Here is a 23,299-nt window from a genome sequence, read left to right on the forward strand (position 1 = left end):
TATTGACTTTTACGAGACATTATTATGATAAAAACATTGAAACACTTAGGATTGGTTGCGCTTGCTGGGCTGTCTATTTCAGCCATGGCGCCTATGGCTTTGGCTCAAGGTGAGCTTCTCAAGCGTAAGTCGGTAGAAGAAACCATATTAGAAAATCTACATAAGGCGCGTCCGGATATTAATTTCGGGCAGCCGCGTCCTTCTATGATCAAAGGCTTATATCAGGTTCAAGTTCCTGGCGGGCCGATCTTGTATGTAACGCCGGAGGGTGACAAGTTTATTGCGGGTGAGGTTTTCGGCATTGATTCAACGGGTTTTTCCAAGTTGGAAGATCCGTTCGTAGTGGAAGAGCGTAAGAAAGCGTTGGCGTCGCTAGATGGCAAATCCAGCATTAACTTTAAGCCAAAAGGTAAGGCCAAAGCGGTTGTGTATGTATTTACCGATGTGGATTGCGGCTACTGTCGGAAGTTGCACAGTCAAATGCATGCTTACGAGGAGGGTGGGCAGCAAAAACCAGGTTACAACGATCTTGGTATCGAGATTCGCTATCTGGCTTATCCGCGCGCTGGTATCCCCAGTCCGTCAGCTGACAAGCTGATTTCTGCATGGTGTGCTAAAGATAAGCAATCCGCGTTAACCAAATTGAAAGTTGATGAATCTATTCCCGGTGCAACCTGTGATAACCCGGTTGCACAGCAGTTCCAGTTAGGTGGTCAGCTGGGTGTAAATGGTACGCCGGCGCTGTTCTTGCCTGATGGCAAGTTGATGCCGGGCTATTTGCCTCCAGAAGATCTCGCTCGTACATTGGGTATTTAACCGAGCGATTATTGCCAAAAATCGACCTGTGGCGACCTATGTTTTGGTGGCCATTGGCGATGGAATTGACACTGACGGCCACCATGAGTATGGTGGCCGTCTTTTTTAGTATTGGCGTAAATCTCCCTTAAATTTGACGAGGAACTCACCTTGAACCCGGTAAGAATAGGCATCTGCGGTCTGGGAACCGTGGGCAGCGGTACAGTAAATATTCTCACGCGCAACAAAGCGCATATTGATGCCCGTGCCGGTTGCAATATTTCAATTGTTCAAATTGGTGCTCGTCGCGATAACCCCAATGTTGATACATCAAAATTCAATGTTACTCGCGATATTTTCGAGGTTGCCAACAATCCCGACGTTGATGTGCTGGTAGAAGTTATCGGCGGTACAACCATCGCTAAAGATCTAGTGCTAAAAGCCATTGAAAATGGCAAACATGTAGTCACTGCCAACAAGGCATTGATTGCTCATTATGGCAATGAAATTTTTGCGGCGGCCAAAGCCAAGGGAGTAACCGTGGCGTTTGAGGCTGCGGTTGCTGGCGGAATCCCTATTATTAAAGCAATTCGCGAAGGCTTGGCAGCTAACAACATCGAGTGGCTAGCTGGGATTATTAACGGCACTGGCAACTTTATCCTCACCGAGATGCGTGATAAGGGACGCTCTTTCGATGATGTGTTGGCAGAGGCTCAAGCTTTAGGTTATGCCGAAGCAGACCCCACTTTTGATGTGGAAGGTATCGATGCCGCCCATAAACTGGTGATTCTTGCGTCCTTGGCATTTGGTATTCCGTTAGAGATAAACAAGGTTTTCACGGAAGGCATTACCAAAATTGCTACAGAAGATGTGACCTACGCTGAAGAGCTGGGTTATCGCATTAAGAATCTGGGAATTGCCCGTCGCACTGACAAAGGCATTGAATTGCGCGTTCACCCAACCTTGATTCCTGAGAAGCGTTTGATTGCCAATGTTGACGGTGTGATGAACGCGGTTTTGGTAAAAGGCGATGCAGTCGGTGCAACTCTCTACTACGGAGCGGGTGCCGGTGCTGAGCCTACAGGCTCATCCATTGTGGGCGATATTGTTGACGTTGCGCGTACGTTGACCGCATCACCTGAACATCGCGTGCCTTATTTAGGCTTTGGCGCAGATTTTGTTTCCGAGCAACCAATTCTCGCAATTGAAGAGGTGGAAACCGCTAACTATCTACGTATGTCTGCGCAAGATAAGCCGGGCGTGCTTTCTAAAATAGCAACCATTTTGAGCGATTCCGGTATTAGTATTGAGGCCATGATCCAAAAGGAAGCTAAAGAAGGCGACTCTACAGTGCCGCTGATTTTGCTGACCAACAAAGTGCAGGACAAAAAATTGGCTGCCGCTATTCGCAGCATTGAAGCACTGGATTCTATTAGCGGTTCCGTACAGCGTATTCGTGTTGAAGCGTTGAAATAATCGCAACCCGGAAGCAAAACTTTTTAAAGGTTATTTATTGTGAAATACATCAGTACTCGCGGCCAGGCGCCCGCACTTAGTTTTGAAGAAGTGGTACTTACCGGTCTGGCTCCGGATGGCGGGTTGTACGTACCTGAAACCTTGCCAACATTTTCGAAAGAAGAAATTGCATCATGGGCGGGTTTGTCCTACCAAGAACTCGCATTTAATGTGATGAAACCCTTTGTCGCCGGTGCTGTTAGTGATGAAGATTTTAAAAAAATTATCGCTGATGCATACGCGACATTCCGTCACGATGCCATAGCACCTTTGGTGCAAACCGCACACAACGAATGGATTCTTGAATTGTTCCAGGGCCCAACGCTGGCGTTTAAAGATTTCGCACTGCAATTTCTCGGGCATTTGCTTGATCATCTGCTGAAAAAACGCAACCAAAAAGTGGTGGTGATGGGCGCAACTTCCGGTGATACCGGTTCGGCAGCCATTGAAGGTTGTCGTCGTTGCGACAATATCGATATTTTCATCATGCACCCGAACAATCGCGTGTCCAATGTGCAGCGCCGTCAAATGACCACTGTGCTGGCGCCAAACGTTTTCAATATTGCGCTTGAAGGTAACTTCGATGATTGCCAGAACATGGTGAAAGCCAGCTTTGGGGATCAATCCTTCCTGCCGGAAGGTCGTCAACTGGTTGCAGTGAACTCGATTAACTGGGCGCGCATCATGGCGCAAATCGTTTATTACTTTTATGCCGGTTTGGCATTGGGTGCGCCACATCGTCCTATTGCTTTCTCAGTTCCCACTGGAAACTTTGGTGATATTTTCGCAGGTTACCTTGCTAAGAAAATGGGCTTGCCTGTAGATCAATTGGTTATTGCAACTAACAGCAACGATATTCTGCATCGTTGCATTAGCAGTAATGATCACAGCAAACATCAGTTGCAACATACATTATCGCCAAGTATGGACATAATGGTGTCCAGCAACTTCGAGCGCATGTTGTTTGATTTGTATGATCGTGATGGCAGTGCAATTCGTCAGCTGATGGAAGACTTTAAATCCGGCAGCATGACCGTGAAAGAATCTGCTCTGGTGCGTGCGCGTGAATTGTTTACCAGTCATGGCGTTAGTGATGAGGTGACTATCGATGTGATTCGTGAAGTGTTTGATCGCACCGAATACCTGTTGGATCCTCACACTGCAATCGGTGTGGATGCTGCGCGTAAAACCCGTCGCCGCCAGGATATTCCCATGGTAATTTTGGCAACTGCGCATCCGGCTAAATTCCCGGAAGCCGTGCGTAAAGCAGGGCAGGGCGATGATCCGGCATTACCGCACCACATGAAAGATTTGTTTGAGCGTGAAGAGCGCTATACCGTATTGCCGCAAGATTTGGCAAAGGTGCAACAATTTGTTGCTGCTAATGTGCGCAAGTAATAGTTGGTAAGCTTAAAAAGCCGCACTGGAAATTCCTGTGCGGCTTTTTTTATGGTCGCTGATTTACCTTGCTCTGTCCGTTTTTTAATTTTGTGAAATAACTATGCAAAAAACCATACGTCGCCGTGAAAGTGTGCCGCTCGCACAGTTTGACCAGCCTTTACATCCGCTGTTGCAGAGAATTTATTCGGCGCGCGGTGTGCGCCATGGGCGCGAATTGCAATACCAATTGGCGCATTTGCTAAAACCAAACTTTAAAGGTTTGCCAGAGGCGGTGGGTTTGTTGGCTGACGCTGTGGTGGCACAAGCGAAAATCGTGATTGTTGGTGATTTTGATGCAGATGGAGCAACTAGTAGCGCATTGGCGGTATTGGCTTTGAAGGCTATGGGTTTGGCTAATGTGGATTTTCTGGTTCCTAATCGCTTTGAATATGGTTACGGATTGACACCGGAAATTGTGGCGGTAGCCGCTGCTATGCAGCCGGATATTATTATTACGGTAGATAATGGAATTTCCAGCATTGAGGGTGTGAATGCCGCGCGTGAGTTGGGTATCGCGGTCATAGTTACCGATCACCATTTGCCGGGTGCGGAATTGCCCGATGCCGATGCGATAGTTAACCCCAATCAACCAAGCTGTGAGTTTCCAAGTAAAAGTCTTGCCGGTGTGGGTGTTATTTTTTACGTGATGAATGCGTTGCGTGCGGAGCTGCGTCAAATCGGTTGGTTTGAGGAAAACGATATTGCCGAACCCAACATGGCGAGCTTTCTCGATTTGGTTGCGCTGGGAACCGTAGCCGATGTGGTACCGCTGGATCACAACAATCGCATCCTGGTGGCGCAAGGGTTAGAGCGAATTCGCGCGGGTCGCTGCCGTCCGGGTATTAAAGCCATGCTGGAAGTTGCCGGAAAACAAGCACACAAATTGGTGGCGAGTGACTTTGGTTTTGCGTTAGGCCCGCGCTTGAATGCGGCCGGGCGATTAGATGATATGTCGCTCGGTATTCAGTGTTTATTGTGTGAAAGCGAAAATCTTGCGCGTGAAATGGCCGCGCAAATGGATGAGTTAAATCGCGATCGCAAAGCCATAGAAACCGGCATGCAGCAGGAGGCTATGAGTATGCTGCAAAAGACCTTGCAGGCTGATGCCAATGACCTGCCATGGGGTGTGTGCCTATTTGATGAAACCTGGCATCAGGGAGTGATTGGGATTCTCGCTTCGCGTATTAAAGATAAATACCATCGCCCGACGATTGTATTTGCTGATGTTGGTGATGGTGAGATAAAAGGTTCAGCACGTTCGGTTCCCGGTTTGCATATTCGCGATGCACTGGATGCAGTAGCAGCACGCCATCCGCAATTACTGCAAAAGTTTGGTGGCCATGCTATGGCGGCAGGAATGAGTTTGGCGCGTGCTAATTTTGCGGCATTTGCGCAGGCTTTTGATGATGAAGTACGCCGCCAATTAACTGAGGCAGATTTGCAAGCGGTAGTAATGAGTGACGGCGAACTGGCTGCGCAGGATTTATCTCTGCCTGTAGCTGCGCAATTACGCGATGCAGGCCCCTGGGGGCAACATTTCCCTGAGCCAGTATTTGATGGAGAGTTTTATCTATTGCAGCAGCGCAAAGTTGGCGAAAAGCATCTGAAAATGACGCTGGCAGTGGATGCACAAGGGCAGCAACTTGTTGATGCTATCGCGTTTAATGTCGATACCAGTATTTGGCCGAATCCACAGATACAGCGTGTACGCCTAGCGTATAAGCTTGATATCAATGAATTTCGTGGCAACACCAATTTGCAATTATTGGTTGATTATTTAGAGCCGCTTTAAGCAGCGGTTCGCGCATTGATTGGATTTTATTGTGTTATTATTTTGTTAATTGTTGGTAATACATTTTCCACAATAATGGGCTGTGCCTCAGCAGTGGGATGAATGCCATCGCGCTGCATTAATTCAGCTTTTCCGCCAATCCCTTCCAATAAAAAAGGAATTAAGCCTGCCTGATTTTTTTCCGCTAATGTTGCATAAAGCGCTTTGAATTGTGTGCTGTAACGTGGGCCATAATTCGGTGGGATTTGCATGCCTGCCAGTATTACTTTTGCACCGGATGTTTTGCTGGCATCAATCATGGTCTGCAAATGATTTTCTAATAATTTTAACGGTTGCCCCCTCAAACCATCATTGCCGCCCAATTCCAAAATAACCACATCGGGTTTGTGTTCTGCGAGTAGTGCAGGTAAGCGAGTTTTTCCACCGGAACTGGTTTCGCCACTGACACTGGCATTAATAATTTGTACCTTGTGAGTTTTGTTTAATTCCTTTTCAAGTAAGCTAACCCAACCTTGCTGGATATCAATGCCGTAGCCCGCGCTCAGGCTGTCACCCATCACCAATAGCTTGGTGGTAGATGATTGCGCCAACGCAATATTAGTGACAAAAGTCAGGAGTAAAAACAGGTAAATGTGCATTTTTTGCATGGTTAACAGCTTCCTCAGCCAATAGAATGGGCTTACTCAATGTGTTACAGGTTAATCAATTATGTCTGTGCTTTCCAGTCAAGCATCTCGCGAAAATGCCGTTTCGTTAACCACTATGGTTGAAGCCAGGGGCGTGACAAAACATGTTTCTACACAAGAAGGTGAGTTGTTGATCCTGCAGCCGATTTCATTGTCAGTTAACGCCGGTGAGTCTTTGGCAATTACCGGTGCTTCCGGTTCCGGTAAATCTACCTTGCTTGGGATTCTTGCCGGACTGGATGTTCCATCCAGCGGTGAAGTTATTTTAAATGGAACCAATTTGTCGCAATTGGATGAAGAAGGGCGTGCAGCAGTGCGCGCGCAGAATGTTGGATTTATTTTTCAATCATTTCAATTATTGCCTGGCCTTACAGCGTTGGAAAATGTGATGTTACCGCTGGAGCTTCGCTGTGATAAATCGGCCCAGTTAAAGGCGCGGGAGTTTTTGCACCGTGTTGGTTTGGATGCGCGAGTACATCACTATCCGCAACAACTATCGGGTGGTGAACAACAGCGTGTGGCGATTGCGCGTGCATTTGCCAGTGAACCGCGCATTTTATTTGCTGATGAACCGACGGGTAATCTGGATTCAGCAACCGGTGCACGGATCATTGAATTGTTGTTTGAATTAAATCGTGCGCAGGGAACAACGCTGATCTTAATTACTCACGAAGAGCGTCTGGCGCAATTGTGTCAACGGCGTATTGAAATTGCAGCGGGCGCGATAGTATCGCGTAGGGAGTAGTGCATGCTGGCGATTCAATTACTCAAACGCAATTGGCGTAGTGGTGAACTAAAGCTGCTGGGGTTTTCGTTAATATTAGCCGTTGCGGTATTAAGTGGCATCGCGATTTTTACTGATCGTCTTGAAACTACGCTTGTTAGCGAAAGTAATAGTGTGTTGGGTGCTGATTACATCGTGCGTGGGTCCCAGTCTCATAATGGCGATTGGACTAAAGCAGCGGAAGTGGCAGACATTCGTCAGACGCAATCGGTTCTCTTTTCTTCTATGGTATTTGCCGGTGATGAAATGCATCTGGCTTCTGTGAAAGCCGTGGATGCGGGCTATCCCTTGCGTGGTAAATTTGAAATCAGTCGCGTTCCATTTGCAATTAATGCCAGCGATATTGAAATCGCCAAAGGGATTCCAGGTTCGGGTGAAGCTTGGGTGGATTCCCGCTTGCTACCATTATTAAAAATTCAACTGGGCGATAAGGTCGCGGTGGGTGAATTTGAATTGACGGTTACGAATGTATTGATTCGCGAGCCAGACAGCGCCAGCCCGTTTAGCATGACCGGTGCGCGCCTGATTATGAATATCGTCGATTTGCCGAAAACCCAAGTGGTGCAACCAGGCAGTCGGGTAGATTACCAATGGTTGCTCGCCAGCGATGATGTGCGAGCGTTAAAACAATTTATCGATCAACTAAAACCGCAATTAACAAAGCACCAGCGGCTGATTGATATTAATTCAGCGCAAGAGCGCGTCGGACAGACGCTGAAGACCAGCAAACAGTTTTTACTGCTGTCAGCGGTAATCGCGGTGTTGTTATCCGGTGTTGCAATAGCCATAGCGGCGCGGCAGTTCTCTGGTCGTCATACTGATCAAGTGGCGTTAATGAAAACTCTGGGCGCCAGTGCAACACGAATTCGCAGTTTGTATTTTTCGCAATTATTTGTGCTAGGTGCCATTGCTTCGCTGTTGGGGTTAGTTCTCGGCAATTTTTTACAGCAAATCATTGCCGTTAGCTTACAAGAGGCCTATCAAATCCGTCTTGGGGCAGCGGGCATTTACCCATACACTTTGAGTTTTTTTAGCGGTCTAATGTGTTTGGTATTTTTTGCATTACCAGCGCTCTGGCATTTGCCAGCAGTACCACCGTTAAAAATTCTGCGTCGCGAACTAGCGGTAAATGCAACACACGTATGGATGCAAGCGGTGCTGGCGTTGTTTGCGGTGTTGACCTTGGTTATTTTATTTAGCCGCGACCTTGAGCTTGCACTGAGTATCAGCGGTGCGTTGCTGGTGGTGGTTGTGGCGACCATGGTTGTTGCTTACGGTTTATTGGCGCTAAGCAAAAAATGGGTCGTCAATCTCGGTGGTTTTTGGCGTTTGGCTTTTGCCAATTTGCAGCGTAATCGCGGTCAAAGCTTAATCCAGATACTGGTATTTGCCGTTGCAATTATGCTGCTGTTTACCCTGACAATTGTACGGACTTCATTAATTGAAGAATGGAGAGTGCAAGTGCCGGATGACGCTCCCAATCACTTTTTGGTAAATATCCCACCGGATGAACTGCCGCAAGTTCAGTCACTATTGCAGGAAGCAAAGGTTCGCCCTGAACCTATTTACCCAATGATGCGCGCGCGCTTAACGCACATTAACGGTGTGGAAACTACTGAAGAACAACGTTCCACTAGCAACGCCTTGCGCCGGGAGTTGAATGTTACCTGGGCGGAAAAATTAGCAGCTGATAATAAAATTCTGGAGGGACAATGGTGGGATCAATGGCAGCGTAAAGAAACTGAGTTGCCGGGGGTGTCCGTAGAAATTAACGCCGCTAAGGAGATTGGCCTGAAGTTAGGCGATGAATTGCAGTTTTCATTTGGTGGATTGGAAATGCACGCGCAGGTGGCTAGCTTCCGTAGTCTGGATTGGCGCAGTATGCGCCCTAATTTCTTTTTTATTTTTGAACCTGGTTCGCTAGATACTTATTCGCCCACCTATATCACCAGTATTTATTTACCGGCGGACAAAAAATCCTTTATCAATACCCTGTTACATGATCATCCCACCATTTTGTTAATGGAGTTGGATCGAATCATTGAGCAAATTCGCTCCATTGTGAACCAGGTAAGCGATGGTGTTTTGCTGGTGTTATGGCTCACGTTGATCGGCGGCTGCTTGGTGTTGTTTGCTGCGGTGATGGGGAGTATCGCTGTTCGCAAGCAACAAGCCGGGTTATTACGTGCGTTGGGCAGTCCACGTCAACTAATTATAGGAAGTATCTGTACAGAATTTGCGATTCTGGGTTTTCTGGCGGGGTTAATTGCTATTTTGGGAACGGAAATTCTATTAATTAGCCTGCAGACTTTTGTGTTGAAAACACCGATACAACCGCATTATTTATTTTGGTTAGTTTCGCCCTTGAGCGGTGCACTATTGGTGACGGGATTAGGTTACCTGGGTTGTCGCAGAGTGGTCACCACTCCTCCGGCAATTGTTTTGCGGGAGGCAACTTGAATCGCAAGCCGCCACAAAGCACCGTACTGGAAAAAGGCATATGGGGTATGTCCGGCCCTATGTTTGTGGACCAGGCGGTGACCTATACCATTCCATTGGTTGATATGTATTTTCTGAGCCGCATTTCCGATAGTGCCGCCGCGGCCGTTGGTGCCATTACTCCATTAGTATTTGTCGCCAACGCATTTTTGGTGGTGAGCGCATTTGCCGGTGCGAGTATCGCGAGTCAGCGCATAGGCGCAAATGATTATGCGCGCGGCAATGCGACTATCGCGGCCTATATGATTTTTGTATTAATGCTGGCGGTTGTTGCCGCCTTAAGTGTGAATTATGGTGGGCCCTTGGTTGCATCATCCATGTCACTGAGTAGCGAGGTTGAGCACCATGCGCGCACTTATTTATCAATCATAGGTTGGATGGTCGCGTTGTGGGGATGCCGGGTTATTTACCAAACTATTCTCAATATTTACGGTGAACCCAAATGGAACACCTACAGTAACATTATCTTATTTACCGCGAACTTGATTGGTAACTACATTGCTGTCTACGGGTTTATGTCGATACCGCCTACGGGTGTTGTCGGTGTAGCAGTCGCCAGTATTATCGCAGCGGCAATCAGTTTGCTATTCGTGATGGTAGTGGTGCATTTCAAATTGCGTATTCACATTCCATTACAGGAAGGTCTAAAGCAGTTTGGAGTATTAATTGCGCCTGTTATTATGATTGCCGCGCCGTCAATTCTTGAACCCATGTCTTTCCAGGCATACATGATTGCCCTTAACTGGATTGCCGCTGAAGTGGGTGATTTGGCGCTCAAGGTTAAAGTTTATGCCTACAACACGTTTTTATTTTGCTTGATGGTTTCCATCGCCATTGGCATGGCAACTGAAGCGATTATTGCCCAGCGGGTAGGGCGCGCCGAGTTTGATTTGGTTAACCAACAGCTCATGCAAAGTTTAAAAATTTCGCTGATTGGAACCAGCGTCTTGGCGTTGTGTTGGGTGTTGTTCAATCAACCCATTTTAAAAATATTCAGTAGTGATCCTGAAGTGATTGCCATAGGCCTCTGGGCATTCGTGCTTAGCTTTTTGGCAGAGCCGTGGCGGACCGTAAATATTACCGTTGGTTCGGCTCTGCGTTGTACAGGCGATGCCACCTTTACGTCAGTTTCTAGTATTGGAGTTATTTGGCTGTTCTCAGTACCCTTGGCTTATGTTTTGGCGATTCCCGGCGGGCTTGGACTATATGGATTGTTAATCGCGGCTATATCAGATGAACTGGTGCGCGCATTAATCAAAGGGTGGCGGTGGAAGCAGGGTAAATGGAAGTACACGGGTATTGCAGCGCGTGAGGCGAGAGCAGCAAGCCTATCTGAATAGGTAGGCTTGCGTCTGCCAATTTAATTGGTCGTTGCAGCGGTGCGAGATTCCTGGATATGTTCCCGCAGAGATCTTTTAATGATTTCTGCCACTCGATAAAGCTCTGGAAAACCCAGCGCAGCGCAGGCGATAAACATAGGAATAAAATTTAAAATATAACGTGAGTTTGCTTCCCAGAGAGCGAGAAAAATAAATATGCCCGTTATCGCCAGTCTGGCTACCAATTTATTCATCGCGCTACCTGTCTTTGCTGCAGCGTCGTAGACTGCGCTAAGAATGATAATTAAGAAAAGAAATACGTGGTAACCGTGCGCCAAATGCTTGAACGTTTCAAAGTGCTTGCCTCCCTCTATGGCGACCTGATGTAAAGCGTTAGGTCTAATCGGATTGTCATCAATCATTTCATTCACGCCATAAATTCCGCTGCCGAAATTTAGCTGTTGTTTGCGATGAAGAAACTCCAGGTATCCCCAGGCTCCGTATTCTTTTAGTCGTTCACTAATACGATGCAAGTTGGCTTGAGTTCGTGCTTCAAAGGTTGAAAACGTATAGGTGTATTCGTAATCACTGCCGTTGTAAGCACCACTGCCGCTAAGCCCCATCATTACCCAGTGAGTGTAGGGAACCTGCTTCTGTTCTGACAGGGTTTTATCCAGTAAGTGGTTATGGAAATAGTATTTAAAGCAGGATAAACAGGCGTATAAAAGTAAGGTTGAGACAGCGATGGCTGGCCAGTATCTTTTTAATTTTCCACGGATAAGAAGGTCTAGCAATACCGCAACCGCTACAATAATTACCGTGAATTTAATCAAAGTACCCAGTGCACAAGCGACAGCAAAAAAACAGGCGCGAATGATTTGTTGTTTGAGCGTGTCGCTCTTCAGAATTAACAGATAGATGTAATAACTCATCATCACAAAGGGCAGTGACAGTGTGTCCGAATAAAAAATAGGGGTATAAAAATACAACGGAATACAACAGCTGCTCAACCATAAGGATAAAAAAGCGGCCTTGACACTTTTTATTTCTCTACAGATTAAGTAAACGAATGTTATGCCCAAGTTAATGGACACAACGTTGTAAACAGTGGCTATCCAGTGATAGTCGTGGAGTCCTAGCGCAGAGCAAACTGAAAAAACCACTTTTAATGCGCTCGTGGCTCCCAAATTATGTGGAAATATGTGGAAGTAATCAGAGTAACCGCCCAGGTTGCCTTGTTCTTTCAGCGAAATAGCCCCACGAAACACCGCTTCTGTATCCCAGCCGGTGGCGACTGCCAACAGATAACCGCAATATAATTGCAGTGAAAAAATTACCAGTATCCACAAACCGGCAACTTTGCGCTCATGTGCGCGCAAAAAGTGTTCCGTATGATTAATTGCCTTGTAAACATAGCCGGTCGCAACTAACCATCCGATCGCGTAAAGCACGATATGAAGGGTTTTAAATTGGTAAGCCTGATTATTTAAGACAATGCTTAAAAATACCCATGAAAAAATCAGGCCGAACAAATAGTAGAAGCTTGTGACTAGCGATGATGTGAAATTGCGCATAGCTTATCTCCTTATGCAAACCAACGTTCTCTTGGGCGTAACTCCTTCTTTTCACTAACTTAATCGTTGAATTACTGTTGAAGGAGTAAATAAATCCACATGAGACTACTAAGTCCTATCACGGGCGCTGCTAGCGTCATAGATCTGGCGAGCATTAAACGTGACGAACTACTCCATGCTTGAAATACAAAGTAAAGAATGGGTAAAAGTACAGGGTAGATATAACGAAAATCTGTGTTGCATGAAAGCGGAACTTTGATGCGGTAGGCGAGCAACAATATAAATGGGAACACCAATGCCATTATCCAAGGGGCATTGCGGTAGAGAACACGTTTTAACGTTGCGGTGTTGGTTTGCGGTTGTCGTTGCAAATAGAATATTAACGTTCCTGCAAGCATTGCCATTAGCAAGATTCCGTTAGTGATTCCCCAAATTTTCATACCTTCGCCATTAAATGAATATTCACTGGAAAGGGATGAGCGTAATACAAAGTTCCAGAAATACTGACGACCATATTTATCTTCCCAAGTGCTGATAAACGGTTCTTGCAAGAAGGTTGCGGAATCCAGTATCAAATAATTCTTTGGCGCGTTGCCCACTTTTAGGCCGGGGTTAATCATTTCGCTGACATTGGACAGTAACCAGTCTTTGGAGGTGCCATCCAGATAATGTTTAATATTGTCGGCGAAGTTCAACAAGATTGCGCTGCAAAACAATCCACCTGCAATAGCGATGTCACGCAATAGTTTGGTTTTGTGCTGTTTGAGTAATGCAGGTTTTCGGACGAGGCCGTAAACATGAAATAGCATGAGTACGCCGAGTGCACCAGCAACGGCTAATCCATTGGATTTACTTAACAGTGACCCGGCCATCCAAAGGCTGGCCCAAAACAATGTCGCCGAGTCGCGGTTTTTCCACCATTTAATCGTGTAATAAAACGCGAGCGCATAGCACGCATATACGCCCAGATCATTGCCAATACGAATACTGTGGATAATTCCCGCAGGCCACAAGCACAAAGCGGTGCTCGCCATCAAGATAACCAATGGGTGTTTGCGAAACGAAACTTTAATTGTGGCCAGGCTGCCAACTAAAAAAAGTGTCCACAAAAACAACGCAAACAATTGCCCCCAAAGCTCTCCGGAGGTTTTGCTGTCTATCGGCGCTGCCTGTTTGGCTAGCGCTGCACTTAGGTAATAAAGTGGTGGTTGATGGTATTCCCAGCCATCCCCTGGAATGGGCAATTTTTTGTGTTCAATTAAATATTCGATGTAGTCCCTATGGCCGCCGCCCTCAAATACATCAAAAGTCCGGGTGCGCTCATCAGTTTTTGATAGATATAACACTGAGATTGCCAAGCTGATTATTAGTACTAGCACCTGGCTTCTATTAATTTTCAAATGTTGCTTTAACACTAATACGAGCACTAGCAATACTGCATACACGGCCAATAATTTGCCGTTACTTAGCCGTTTGGTTGATTCAATACGAAACCCGGCCGGATTGCTGGCGTTGCTCAATTGCGCTTCGATAATATTCAGCTGGTCAGGAGTAAATTGATCAATTTCAATATTAAATCCGGCGCCGTAATTGCGGCGATCATCAACGGACAAATGGTCCAGCGAGACTGGCTTGCCGTTGACCAACAGCGCATGAATTTCATCATCCGGATAAATGCGAAAGCTGTGTTTATTGGTCTTGATTCCATCAATCGTTACTCGTACTGAGTACGCGCCGATGTGATCCTGCGAGTAGGGTAGAGTAATGGGTTGATACTCGCTACCGTTATAGGCAACTTCAATGGTCTTCAAGCTGATGGCTTGCCATGTGGAAATCCACATCAGGGCGACTAAAGCTCCCAGGCTGAGCAATGTTGTCAACAAATAACGGTAGGTGGTCTTCATAACAGGCTCAATATTTTGTTACTTAGGGTGCGGCAGGCGTTGGTTCTTTCAGGGTAATCACAGGATTTAACCAGTCTGCGTGATCGCCGCCTATATCGTTAATGCCGTCAACTTGCAAACGTAGGCGGCTTACCGACTCCAGATTGATTTCTGCGTGTTCCGGCGCTTCTCCACCATAGTGATTGCGTGATTCCCACAGGAGCTGCTCATCGCCCCAAACACTAAATTTGACACTTGCAGACTCTACTTCATCATCCAAGGCAACAGAAACGCTGAGCATTTTAGTTTGCGGGGGAAGTTGATATTCAATCACTGAATTAGCATGGGTTCCCAAACCTTTAGCATACCGATGTTCATTCGCGCGCAGTACGCTGCCGTTAACGCTCTTATCGATATTTAATTGGCCATAATCTTGCTTTGTAAGCGTGACCGGTAGCTCTGTTAAAAACATCTGATGGGGCTGTAGTGCTGGCTCAATCGGTTTGCTTTCTTCGTAAAGACGTTGACCTATAAGATAGAAGCTGACAACCAACACTAGTAACGCAACATAGTTGATTCCAAAAAACCAGAAGAATATTTTTTTGGTGAAATTGCTCCAGTATTTGCCAAGCAATAATTCGATCACTGCATAGGTAAATGCGCCCATCATTATCCAGGAAATTGCTGGCCACACATGCGATGTTCTAATTCCCAGGCACATGGCTACGTTAAATGCAGAAACAAACGTAAACAGTAATGGATAAATAACTTTATTTGGATTTAATGCATAGTAAACCAGTGAAACGATAACGGCAGGCAGCAAATAGCGCTCATGCATAGCAGGCAGCAAGGCAAAAAATGCCATGGTACATACCATTCCATAAAAGAAAAGCTGCGCTGCGTTATGAGGATTGGTTTCCGGTAGTTCTCGATCCACCAGTTTGCCCATGCCTTGTAAAAATACGGCCAGGCAGACAAGGAAGAATCCGATCATGCCAAAGTTTTTTGCTTTGAATAGGGTTGCCAAGGGGGAGTCTGGTTCTATACCAAATAAAATAATGGTATCGGGCGCTGCGTTGCCGGTGAGTAAAATCCAGATGTTGGCAGCACCCATGGTGGTTGCACCGTACTGGTGTAACACATCAACGTAAGCCAGTTTGAAAGATTGGCCGAAGCTGCCAACAACTATAGATGGTAAAAATAAAAGTGCGATGGTCAGAATCGATAACGCACCGCCTATCATGTGTATTTTATAGTGACGGAAAAAGATAACTCCCATTACGGGGGCAAATGCGATCATCTGGAATTTGGTTAATAGAGCAACCGTATAGATTGGGAAGGTAAGTGCGCGATATCGATTGCTGGTACTTGCAAGGATGGCGAGCAAAACTGGTATGACCGGAAGAACATCGACCTGCCCCCATATGGGGCCATTCATAAACAACGCAGGATTCAACGCAGTTAATAGCATAGCTATATGGTAATGGTTGATTGCTGCTGAATGCTTTTTGAGTAAGCGATGAACTATCGTAATAAGTAAAAAGTGCGATAAAAATATCGGGATCAGAGAAACAAACTTCAAAAACAAATTATTTTCTACCGGCAATTGCAGATAGGTGTATAGCTTGCCGACGAGGTAGAGCCAATGTATATAGAGGGGTGGGTAGTTGCCGTTGAAATCTTTGTAACCGCGATTGGCCAGTTGCTTTACCCAGTCTTCCCAAAACCCTATATCACCGCCATTTCCATCCCAGAAGAGCAGCCCGAGGTTTGCAAAAATTGCTGCACATAAATAAAACTGAAACCAGGTTAGGAATTGTTTTGCAGTGTAATAACTATTGGTCAGTGGTGTAAGAGGAACAAACCCGGTGGTGTGTACCGGGATGTCTGCAGACGGATTAGTAGCAATATTAGACGCGGGTTCTGCCGTGGTCGGCGGCGGTATGTTGTCGTTATTCATTGTCGCCATCTCGAGTATTGCTGGCCCCGCAGGGCCAGTAGAGCATCAATCTTTTTTATTGACGATATCGCTAATGTGAAATTTGGGGCGCTTCTTAACTTCTTCGTAAATTTTGGAAAGGTATTCTCCAATAATGCCCAGGCAAAGTAGTTGCACACTACCGATAAATAGCAGTGGTAATAGCACCGATGCCCAGCCTGGCGCTGCATTATCAGTAAACAGACGCACTGCCAAGACCCAAAGAATTAAACTGAGTGAAGCAAGGCCAGAAACGAGCCCCATTATGGTAATCATGCGCAGCGGTGCAGTTGAAAATGCGGTGATACCTTTCCAGGCAAATGACAGCATTTTCTTTAATGGATATTTACTTTCGCCAGCCTCGCGCGCTTGACGTTCGTATTCCACGACTGAGGCGGGGTACCCGACCTCACGAACCAATCCGCGCAAGAACAAATTTGCTTCGCCGTACTCCTTTAATGAATCTAATGCGCGGCGTGACAACAAACGGAAATCAGCGTGATTGAATACTAAATCAACGCCCATTTTTTTCATCAGATGGTAGTAGCCTTCCGCGGTGAAGCGTTTGAAAAATGTATCGGTATGACGCGCTGAGCGCACACCGTAAACGACATCATGGCCTTTCAGATATTCGTCGACCATGGCTTCAATATTTTTTGGGTCGTCCTGTAAGTCGGCATCAATGCTAACGGTAATATCTTCAGTGGTTGTACATAGGCCTGCATAGAGGGCGTTTTGATGGCCTTTATTGCGCGACAATTTAATAGCGACCAGTGCGGAGTTGTTTGCAGCCTCTTCATTGAGGATTTTCCAGGTTTTGTCTTTGCTGCCGTCATCAACCAGATATACCTTTGACTCCTGATTAATTTTCCCTTTGGCAATCATCGATTCTCGTAAAGCCAGCATCGTTGCCAAGGTTTTGGGCAACATTTCCTCTTCGTTGTAACAGGGAATAACGATGGCAAGCGAAGGTATTTTTGTTGTCATTTTTAATGGTTCCTGTAAATCCATATTTTGTGCACAAGAAAATTGATTACGACAGTAATTCCCGTTGCCAGTACTTGGGCAACCAAATAGGGCTCCACCCAAGGTAAGGCGAGATAATTTTCAAATATAAACAAAAATGCCGCAAACAACGCGGTGTTGGTTGATAAGCCGATGGCTACCGCAACCATAAACTTTGGAAAGGTATCTTTATGGTTGCTGGTACTTCTGAACGTATAGTGGTAATTCGCCCAGTAATTAACGATTGATGAAAGCGCGTATCCGACGGCAGAGGCATAGACCTCTAACATCAATTGGCTCTCAACAAAGACAATTAATAATAAGAACTGGAGCAGGGTACAAAACCCGCCAATACCTAAAAACAGGACGAAACGTTTCATTGTTATTTTGGTGAATTCTAACAGAAGTAAAATGATAAAAAGCGCTGCACATTAACACATTTTGTTTATATGTGTATGTGGATTGCTTTTTTTGGGGCGAGGCTCTACAGAAGTGGCGAAAGCAGGCTAATCAGGCCCAGCGCAGCGCCTGAGCGCTCTATGTACATGTATTCGGGTTTATTGCTCACCGGGTGGCAAGCATGGCGCAAGTGGTGATGGTCCAGGGTTGAACCCATGTATTCCCAACATTGGCCTTCATGAACACATAGGGGATCACCATCGTTTAATGGGTAGCTGGCAAGTTCGTCCCACATTTTTTGCCATTCGGGATGGTTAATGTCGAGATATTGCATTGCATGTCCTGTGTGAATATTGGTGACTAACCATGCAATCATTGTGGATTATTAAGTCTCTTTGTCAAGAATCATCACTAACTTAATGATTTTAAAAAAGAAAATATTTTTTTAACTGTGCTCTGGTTCACTTATTGTAATGGGTTTTTCTTTGTTTGTGGCACATAAATTTGTATTTATGTGTAAATTGGTAGCAAAAATAAGCCAGGCCGATACGTTAGGTTATGGGATTTGATCGAAATTTGAATAAAGCATTCCACAAGGGTAATGTTTACTTGGACTTGAAGATGGAGTTGGTTATGAACATTAGCCGGGTAGCACAAGTGGTTGGGTTATCGACAAAGGCCATTCGTTATTACGAGGACTTGGGCTTGGTGGTGCCAGCGCGAGATGCAAATAACAGTTACCGGATTTACTCCCGGTGGGATATCGAGTGCCTGTCCTTTTTGCGGCGAGCCACGGCGGCGGGTTTTGAATTGAGTGTGTGTCGGGAGTTGTTGGCTTTGTACGTAAACCCAGCCCGGCGCTGCACGCAGGTTAAATCCTTAGTGTTGGAGAAAATGCAACAGCTGGATCAGCAGGTTGAAACCTTGCTGGTAATGCGAGAATCACTGGCAAAGATGGCTGCTGAGTGTGCGGGTGATGACTCGAGCGATTGGGCAATCATCGATCGGCTTTCTGGCTCCGATAGTTCGACAGCAGCTACGCCGCCCGCAATGGCATTTACCTTGGTGGGAGGCGGCTGATCCTCACTGGCGCCGGTGTTTTTCTACCCTGAAAAAGGCTATGATGCGCGCCGTTTCATTATTTGCCTGGGAGAACCTGATGAGCATCAAGTCTGATAAGTGGATGCGCCGCATGGCGGAAGAGCATGGCATGATTGAGCCATTTGAGCCGGGCCAAATTCGTTATGATGCTGCAGGACAGCGCATAGTTTCCTATGGAACATCCAGCTATGGTTATGATGTTCGTTGTGCAGATGAATTCAAAATTTTTACCAATGTACATTCCACGGTGGTAGACCCTAAAAATTTTGATGAAAAAAGTTTCGTTGATATCAAAAGTGATGTTTGCATAATTCCACCCAACTCATTTGCGTTGGCTAGAACGGTTGAGTACTTTCGTATCCCGCGCAACATTTTGACGGTGTGTTTAGGTAAGTCTACCTATGCACGCTGTGGGATTATCGTAAACGTGACTCCGCTTGAGCCTGAATGGGAAGGGCATGTGACGCTCGAGTTTTCGAATACGACTCCGCTTCCGGCAAAAATTTATGCTAACGAAGGCGTAGCGCAGATGTTGTTTTTTGAATCTGATGAAACCTGTGAGACCTCTTATAGGGATCGTGGGGGTAAGTACCAGGGGCAGCGCGGCGTGACTCTTCCGCGCACCTAATCTTTTCTCTTCATTAATTGGATTTTGCTGTGGGCGATGTAATTCCGTTTAAAAAACCTAGCCCTTTTGAAAAGCATAAGGGTAAAAGTTTGTGTCGCAGCGGTTTTCACAAATGGGAAGTGGTAAAAGAAAAGCAGTTTGATGTTAAGCAGGGAAAACTGGTGACGATTTATAAATGCAGTCGTTGCGGTGAGCAAAAAGTGGAATTGAAATGACGCAATATCCGGGGCTCGACAATTAAAGTGCAAGAAAATAAAAAACTAAGTAATAAAAAAGGCTCCATTGGAGCCTTCAGACCGCTGACAAACCCCTAGCCAAAAGCTGGGGGTTTGCGTTTAATGGCAGCACACTTTCTTGTGATGACTGCCATGCTCAAAGAACCTGCGCCGCGCCAACACACACTGGAAATGGTGATCCTTGAGGATCTCGTTCCGGCTGACCATCTACTGCGCAAAATCGACAAGTACATCAACTTCGAATTTATCCGCGACCAAGTCCGCCATTTATATTGCGATAACAACGGCCGCCCTGCAGTTGATCCGGTGTTGTTATTTAAAATGCTGTTTATTGGTTATTTGTTTGGTGTGCGCAGCGAGCGGCAGTTAGTGCGCGAGGTGCAAGTGAATGTGGCATATCGTTGGTTTTTGGGGTTGAGTCTCACGGATAAAATCATTGATGCCTCCACCTTTAGCCAGCAACGTCGGCGCCGGTTTTTAGCGACTGATATTGAGCAACAAATTTTTGATGAGATTGTTCGCCAAGCAATTGGCCACGGCTTGGTGGGCGGCGATGTGCTTTACACCGACAGCACCCACATGAAAGCCAATGCCAATAAAAAGAAGTTTGAAATTCACACCGTCACGCAAACGCCGACGGATTATTTAACCGCGTTGGAAGTGGCGATTGATGAAGACCGAATTGCCAACGGCAAAGCCCCACTAAAAGAAAAAGCGGGCGATACCGAGCCAAAAACCCGCGACATTAAAGTCAGCACCACTGATCCCGATAGTGGTTATTTAACACGCGAAGGCAAGCCCCAAGGATTTTATTATCTCGACCATCGCACCGTGGATGGTAAATACAACATCATCACGGACACCCACGTCACACCGAGCAACGTGCATGACAGCAAACCTTATTTGGCACGCCTGGATCGCCAATTAACGGCCTTCAATATTTATCCGTACACGGTGGGATTGGATGCAGGCTACAAAACTGCAGGCATCTGCAAAGGTTTGGAAGATCGCAATATTGAGGGCGTTATTGGCTATCGCCGCCCCAACAAAGCGGAAGGCTTATTTGCCAGGCGCAAATTTGTGTTTGATGCCGATCAGAATCATTACACCTGTCCGGCGGGTCAGTTGATTTCATATAACACCACCAACCGATTGGGCTATCGCGAATACCGCTCCGATTCAGAGCAATGCAAACGCTGTCCGTTTTTGGATCAATGCACGCGCAGTCGCAACCACACCAAAGTCATCACACGCCATGTGTGGCAAGACAGTGTGGAGCGCACTGATGCGCGACGACTCACCGAGCAAGGCAAACGGATTTATCAACGCAGAAAGGAAACGGTGGAGCGCAGCTTTGCCGACGCGAAACAATTGCACGGTCATAGATATGCACGTTATCGCGGCTTGCGTCGCGTGAGTGGCCAGTGTTTGTTGGCGGCTGCGTGCCAGAATATGAAGAAGATAGCGCTGTTGCTGGCGCGTTTTTATAATCCATTGGTGGTGTTAGGCCTTGTTCAAGCGCTGTGGATACTTATATCGCGTTTTATCGAGAAAAATGAACGGATTGGAAATCAATCGCCAGAAATGCGGTTGATGCACAGCGCGAGCTAAAAAAATAAAACCCCACTTTTTTAGGGTGGGGTTTGTCAACGATCTGAAGGCTCCATTGGAGCCTTTTTTTATTGCGCGCTGCTTTCGGAGAAAAGCAGTTGCAATTAATGGTGATGATGACCGCCAGCGCCGTGGGCGTGGCCGTGGTTCAGTTCTTCTTCGGTAGCGGCACGCACTTCGGTAATTTCTACATCAAAGTTCAGGTCAACACCGGCCAGTGGGTGGTTGCCATCAATAGTTACTTGATCGCCTTCCACTTTGGTTACGGTTACTACTTGCAGGCCGTGTTCGGTTTCGGCGTGAAACTCCATGCCGACTTCAATTTGCTCAATACCAGAGAACATGGTTGATGGCAGTTCTTGTACCAAGCCGTCGTCACGCAATCCGTATGCTTGTGCTGCTTTAACGGCAACATTCAGTTTGTCGCCAACTACTTTGCCTTCCAGTGCTTCTTCCAGGCCGGGGATAATGTTACCTGCACCGTGCAGGTAAGACAGTGGATCTTGCCCTTCAGAAGAATCCAGCACTTTGCCAGTGCCGTCAGTGAGGGTGTAGTGAAAGCTGGCAACGCTATTTTCTGCAATTTTCATAAAGAGCCTTTTGGGTAAATTAACTAAGCGAATATGATCTTGAATAAGATGGTTTGGGTGAATAGGGTGCTAAAATTTTTCGATGGGTTTGCCATCGACAGATGCCTTGTGAATGTAAATGGTGTATTTGCTGCCTTTTTCTTCCTGCTGCAAGCGCACTAGCAAATAATTCCAATCTTTCGCTAACCATGCGTAAGTAACGCGCTTGTCATTCTCGCGGCTGCGTTTTACTTTGACAGTGTTTACTTTACCCAATGGAGTTTCCAATACTTCTTCGCCCAGGGTAATAAATTTGTATTCCTTCAGGTGACCGCCATCAGCGATCTGATAGCTGAAATTTTTCTGGCCGTTGATTAAGTCCTGCTGCAATTGAATTTGGTAGCTCAGTTTATCTTGCACACGTTGGGCAATGTCCATCTGCCAGTTGGTTTGCTGAACTTTGTTAATAACGGTTTTTTTGTTCCAGTCAAAGGTCAAATCCGCATCGCGATCCTTCCCCAATCCGCGACGCTTATAAACGTAGTGGAGAGGTTTAATAGTTTGCTTGGCCTGATCCCACTGCATTTGGCTGGTTTCGGTAATGGTGCCAATCATCGAGTCAAATTTGAACAGTAAGTCGTACTGGTTGTCGGTGGTTTTGGTTAGGCGATTGGTGACCGTAATATTAAATCCGTACAGTTTTGCCTTGTATTGATTGTCAAAGATTTTGGGTCGCTCTGCGGCCAGAGTAGTAGTGGATGCAAGCAACAAGCAGAGTAGCAGGATTGGGCGCAGGCTGGGCATGATCGTTACCGTTAGGCATCCGGGGCATCAATTTGATAGCCACATTCCGCTAAAAGTTCACCGTCCAGTTCGGCTTTTCCCTGAGTCATTTTTAATTTGCCTTCGGCAAACCATTTTACGGCCAGCGGATAGATTATGTGTTCCTGGCGCTGCACGCGTTTTGCTAAGAGGGTTGCATCGTCACTTGTGAGTACGGGTACTCGCGCTTGTATGGCTACAGGTCCGCCATCCAGCTCTGCTGTTACAAAATGTACGCTCACGCCGTGGTGACTTTCGCCTGCTTCAATTGCGCGTTGATGGGTGTGCAGGCCTTGAAACTTGGGCAAAAGTGACGGGTGAATATTCAGCATGCGTCCAAGATAGTGCTCGGTAAATGCTGGTGTCAGTATGCGCATAAATCCAGCGAGTACTACTAGTCCGGGTGTGTAAGCATCGATGGTTTGCATCAGCTCAACGTCGAAGGCTTCACGTGTAGGGTAGTTCTTATGGTCAAGTACTAGCGTAGGAATGCCAGCATTGCTGGCGCGCGTAAGCCCCATTACATCGGGGCGATTACTAATCACGGCGGCAATTTCTATGGGTAAATCGCCGCTCACAACGCCATCAATCAACGCTTGCAAATTGCTGCCGCTGCCAGAAATAAGTACAACGACTCGCATGGGTTTTACAGCATCAGACATG

Annotated in this window: 21 protein-coding genes; 11 read left to right on the forward strand and 10 right to left on the reverse strand. The window is 46.4% G+C overall.

Annotated features, from left to right (window positions below; translation table 11 throughout):
* The first annotated feature begins 24 nt into the window (after window positions 1–24).
* From D0C16_RS00730 to recJ, 4 genes are all read left to right on the forward strand, one after another.
* Window positions 25–816 (forward strand): DsbC family protein, encoded by a 792-nt coding sequence (locus tag D0C16_RS00730; protein ID WP_151030566.1) that lies wholly within the window; start codon window positions 25–27, stop codon window positions 814–816.
* Window positions 817–966: 150 nt separating this feature from the next.
* The gene (locus D0C16_RS00735) at window positions 967–2,271 is read left to right on the forward strand and encodes a homoserine dehydrogenase (RefSeq protein WP_151030567.1); all 1,305 of its coding nucleotides are present in this window, start codon (window positions 967–969) and stop codon (window positions 2,269–2,271) included.
* Between the two features lie 39 nt (window positions 2,272–2,310).
* The gene (thrC, locus tag D0C16_RS00740; protein WP_151030568.1) at window positions 2,311–3,708 is read left to right on the forward strand and encodes a threonine synthase; all 1,398 of its coding nucleotides are present in this window, start codon (window positions 2,311–2,313) and stop codon (window positions 3,706–3,708) included.
* 103 nt (window positions 3,709–3,811) lie between these two features.
* Entirely contained in the window at window positions 3,812–5,542 is a 1,731-nt protein-coding gene (gene recJ, locus D0C16_RS00745) for a single-stranded-DNA-specific exonuclease RecJ (RefSeq protein WP_151030569.1), read from the forward strand.
* 26 nt (window positions 5,543–5,568) lie between these two features.
* On the opposite strand, the gene D0C16_RS00750 is transcribed toward recJ, so the two are convergent.
* The gene (locus D0C16_RS00750; protein ID WP_151030570.1) at window positions 5,569–6,189 is read right to left on the reverse strand and encodes an arylesterase; all 621 of its coding nucleotides are present in this window, start codon (window positions 6,187–6,189) and stop codon (window positions 5,569–5,571) included.
* Between the two features lie 61 nt (window positions 6,190–6,250).
* Between D0C16_RS00750 and D0C16_RS00755 the strand changes: the two genes are divergently transcribed.
* Genes D0C16_RS00755 through D0C16_RS00765 form a run of 3 tightly spaced genes read left to right on the forward strand, consistent with a single transcriptional unit; the run spans window position 6,251 to window position 10,851 of the window.
* The gene (locus tag D0C16_RS00755; RefSeq protein ID WP_304487104.1) at window positions 6,251–6,973 is read left to right on the forward strand and encodes an ABC transporter ATP-binding protein; all 723 of its coding nucleotides are present in this window, start codon (window positions 6,251–6,253) and stop codon (window positions 6,971–6,973) included.
* Between the two features lie 3 nt (window positions 6,974–6,976).
* Window positions 6,977–9,472 carry an ABC transporter permease gene (locus D0C16_RS00760; RefSeq protein ID WP_151030571.1) on the forward strand — a complete coding sequence of 832 codons (2,496 nt, stop codon included), beginning with the start codon at window positions 6,977–6,979 and terminating at the stop codon, window positions 9,470–9,472.
* Window positions 9,469–10,851, forward strand: a complete 1,383-nt coding sequence (locus tag D0C16_RS00765) for an MATE family efflux transporter (protein ID WP_225318850.1) — start codon at window positions 9,469–9,471, stop codon at window positions 10,849–10,851. Before D0C16_RS00760 ends, D0C16_RS00765 begins: the two co-directional genes overlap by 4 nt.
* 20 nt (window positions 10,852–10,871) lie before the next feature.
* Here the strand turns inward: D0C16_RS00765 and D0C16_RS00770 are convergent, their stop codons facing one another.
* The 6 genes from D0C16_RS00770 to D0C16_RS00795 all read right to left on the reverse strand — a co-directional run bounded on the left by D0C16_RS00770 (window position 10,872) and on the right by D0C16_RS00795 (window position 18,003).
* Window positions 10,872–12,404, reverse strand: coding sequence for a glycosyltransferase family 39 protein (locus D0C16_RS00770; RefSeq protein WP_151030572.1), 1,533 nt, complete (start codon window positions 12,402–12,404; stop codon window positions 10,872–10,874).
* Window positions 12,405–12,475: 71 nt separating this feature from the next.
* On the reverse strand, window positions 12,476–14,308 hold the full coding sequence (locus D0C16_RS00775) for a hypothetical protein (protein ID WP_151030573.1): 1,833 nt from the start codon (window positions 14,306–14,308) through the stop codon (window positions 12,476–12,478).
* A 22-nt stretch (window positions 14,309–14,330) separates the two neighbouring features.
* On the reverse strand, window positions 14,331–16,247 hold the full coding sequence (locus D0C16_RS00780; RefSeq protein WP_191968620.1) for an NPCBM/NEW2 domain-containing protein: 1,917 nt from the start codon (window positions 16,245–16,247) through the stop codon (window positions 14,331–14,333).
* Window positions 16,248–16,292: 45 nt separating this feature from the next.
* Entirely contained in the window at window positions 16,293–17,252 is a 960-nt protein-coding gene (locus D0C16_RS00785) for a glycosyltransferase family 2 protein (RefSeq protein ID WP_225318851.1), read from the reverse strand.
* 2 nt (window positions 17,253–17,254) lie between these two features.
* The gene (locus D0C16_RS00790) at window positions 17,255–17,650 is read right to left on the reverse strand and encodes a GtrA family protein (RefSeq protein ID WP_151030576.1); all 396 of its coding nucleotides are present in this window, start codon (window positions 17,648–17,650) and stop codon (window positions 17,255–17,257) included.
* Between the two features lie 104 nt (window positions 17,651–17,754).
* Entirely contained in the window at window positions 17,755–18,003 is a 249-nt protein-coding gene (locus tag D0C16_RS00795; RefSeq protein ID WP_151030577.1) for a 4-diphosphocytidyl-2C-methyl-D-erythritol kinase, read from the reverse strand.
* A gap of 299 nt (window positions 18,004–18,302) precedes the next feature.
* On the opposite strand from D0C16_RS00795, the gene D0C16_RS00800 reads away from it, so the two are divergent.
* The 4 genes from D0C16_RS00800 to D0C16_RS00815 all read left to right on the forward strand — a co-directional run bounded on the left by D0C16_RS00800 (window position 18,303) and on the right by D0C16_RS00815 (window position 21,245).
* Window positions 18,303–18,749 carry a MerR family transcriptional regulator gene (locus D0C16_RS00800; RefSeq protein WP_191968621.1) on the forward strand — a complete coding sequence of 149 codons (447 nt, stop codon included), beginning with the start codon at window positions 18,303–18,305 and terminating at the stop codon, window positions 18,747–18,749.
* A gap of 79 nt (window positions 18,750–18,828) precedes the next feature.
* Window positions 18,829–19,398: a dCTP deaminase gene (gene dcd / locus D0C16_RS00805; protein WP_039912207.1), complete on the forward strand. Its 570-nt coding sequence runs from the start codon at window positions 18,829–18,831 to the stop codon at window positions 19,396–19,398.
* A gap of 29 nt (window positions 19,399–19,427) precedes the next feature.
* A complete protein-coding gene (locus D0C16_RS00810) occupies window positions 19,428–19,613 on the forward strand; it encodes a hypothetical protein (RefSeq protein ID WP_039912055.1) in 186 nt (61 codons plus the stop codon).
* Between the two features lie 153 nt (window positions 19,614–19,766).
* Window positions 19,767–21,245: an IS1182 family transposase gene (locus D0C16_RS00815; protein WP_225319008.1), complete on the forward strand. Its 1,479-nt coding sequence runs from the start codon at window positions 19,767–19,769 to the stop codon at window positions 21,243–21,245.
* A gap of 104 nt (window positions 21,246–21,349) precedes the next feature.
* Here D0C16_RS00815 and D0C16_RS00820 read toward each other — a convergent pair whose 3' ends face one another.
* The 3 genes from D0C16_RS00820 to purN all read right to left on the reverse strand — a co-directional run bounded on the left by D0C16_RS00820 (window position 21,350) and on the right by purN (window position 23,298).
* Entirely contained in the window at window positions 21,350–21,835 is a 486-nt protein-coding gene (locus D0C16_RS00820) for a peptidylprolyl isomerase (protein ID WP_151030579.1), read from the reverse strand.
* A gap of 69 nt (window positions 21,836–21,904) precedes the next feature.
* The gene (locus D0C16_RS00825) at window positions 21,905–22,618 is read right to left on the reverse strand and encodes a DUF3108 domain-containing protein (protein WP_151030580.1); all 714 of its coding nucleotides are present in this window, start codon (window positions 22,616–22,618) and stop codon (window positions 21,905–21,907) included.
* An 11-nt stretch (window positions 22,619–22,629) separates the two neighbouring features.
* On the reverse strand, window positions 22,630–23,298 hold the full coding sequence (purN, locus tag D0C16_RS00830; RefSeq protein ID WP_151030581.1) for a phosphoribosylglycinamide formyltransferase: 669 nt from the start codon (window positions 23,296–23,298) through the stop codon (window positions 22,630–22,632).
* Window position 23,299: the final 1 nt, after the last annotated feature.

It is taken from the genome of Cellvibrio sp. KY-GH-1, assembly GCF_008806975.1.
Classification (GTDB): domain Bacteria; phylum Pseudomonadota; class Gammaproteobacteria; order Pseudomonadales; family Cellvibrionaceae; genus Cellvibrio.

Bases quoted from the DNA above. Each gene is read 5' to 3' on its own strand.
- purN (WP_151030581.1), bottom strand. From the start codon at position 23,298: ATGTCTGATGCTGTAAAACCCATGCGAGTCGTTGTACTTATTTCTGGC.
- D0C16_RS00755 (WP_304487104.1), top strand. From the start codon at position 6,251: ATGTCTGTGCTTTCCAGTCAAGCATCTCGCGAAAATGCCGTTTCGTTA.
- D0C16_RS00780 (WP_191968620.1), bottom strand. From the start codon at position 16,247: ATGAATAACGACAACATACCGCCGCCGACCACGGCAGAACCCGCGTCT.
- D0C16_RS00800 (WP_191968621.1), top strand. From the start codon at position 18,303: ATGAACATTAGCCGGGTAGCACAAGTGGTTGGGTTATCGACAAAGGCC.
- D0C16_RS00775 (WP_151030573.1), bottom strand. From the start codon at position 14,308: ATGAAGACCACCTACCGTTATTTGTTGACAACATTGCTCAGCCTGGGA.
- D0C16_RS00785 (WP_225318851.1), bottom strand. From the start codon at position 17,252: ATGACAACAAAAATACCTTCGCTTGCCATCGTTATTCCCTGTTACAAC.
- D0C16_RS00760 (WP_151030571.1), top strand. From the start codon at position 6,977: ATGCTGGCGATTCAATTACTCAAACGCAATTGGCGTAGTGGTGAACTA.
- D0C16_RS00770 (WP_151030572.1), bottom strand. From the start codon at position 12,404: ATGCGCAATTTCACATCATCGCTAGTCACAAGCTTCTACTATTTGTTC.
- D0C16_RS00730 (WP_151030566.1), top strand. From the start codon at position 25: ATGATAAAAACATTGAAACACTTAGGATTGGTTGCGCTTGCTGGGCTG.
- recJ (WP_151030569.1), top strand. From the start codon at position 3,812: ATGCAAAAAACCATACGTCGCCGTGAAAGTGTGCCGCTCGCACAGTTT.
- D0C16_RS00795 (WP_151030577.1), bottom strand. From the start codon at position 18,003: ATGCAATATCTCGACATTAACCATCCCGAATGGCAAAAAATGTGGGAC.
- D0C16_RS00820 (WP_151030579.1), bottom strand. From the start codon at position 21,835: ATGAAAATTGCAGAAAATAGCGTTGCCAGCTTTCACTACACCCTCACT.
- D0C16_RS00815 (WP_225319008.1), top strand. From the start codon at position 19,767: ATGCTCAAAGAACCTGCGCCGCGCCAACACACACTGGAAATGGTGATC.
- D0C16_RS00790 (WP_151030576.1), bottom strand. From the start codon at position 17,650: ATGAAACGTTTCGTCCTGTTTTTAGGTATTGGCGGGTTTTGTACCCTG.
- dcd (WP_039912207.1), top strand. From the start codon at position 18,829: ATGAGCATCAAGTCTGATAAGTGGATGCGCCGCATGGCGGAAGAGCAT.
- D0C16_RS00750 (WP_151030570.1), bottom strand. From the start codon at position 6,189: ATGCAAAAAATGCACATTTACCTGTTTTTACTCCTGACTTTTGTCACT.
- D0C16_RS00825 (WP_151030580.1), bottom strand. From the start codon at position 22,618: ATGCCCAGCCTGCGCCCAATCCTGCTACTCTGCTTGTTGCTTGCATCC.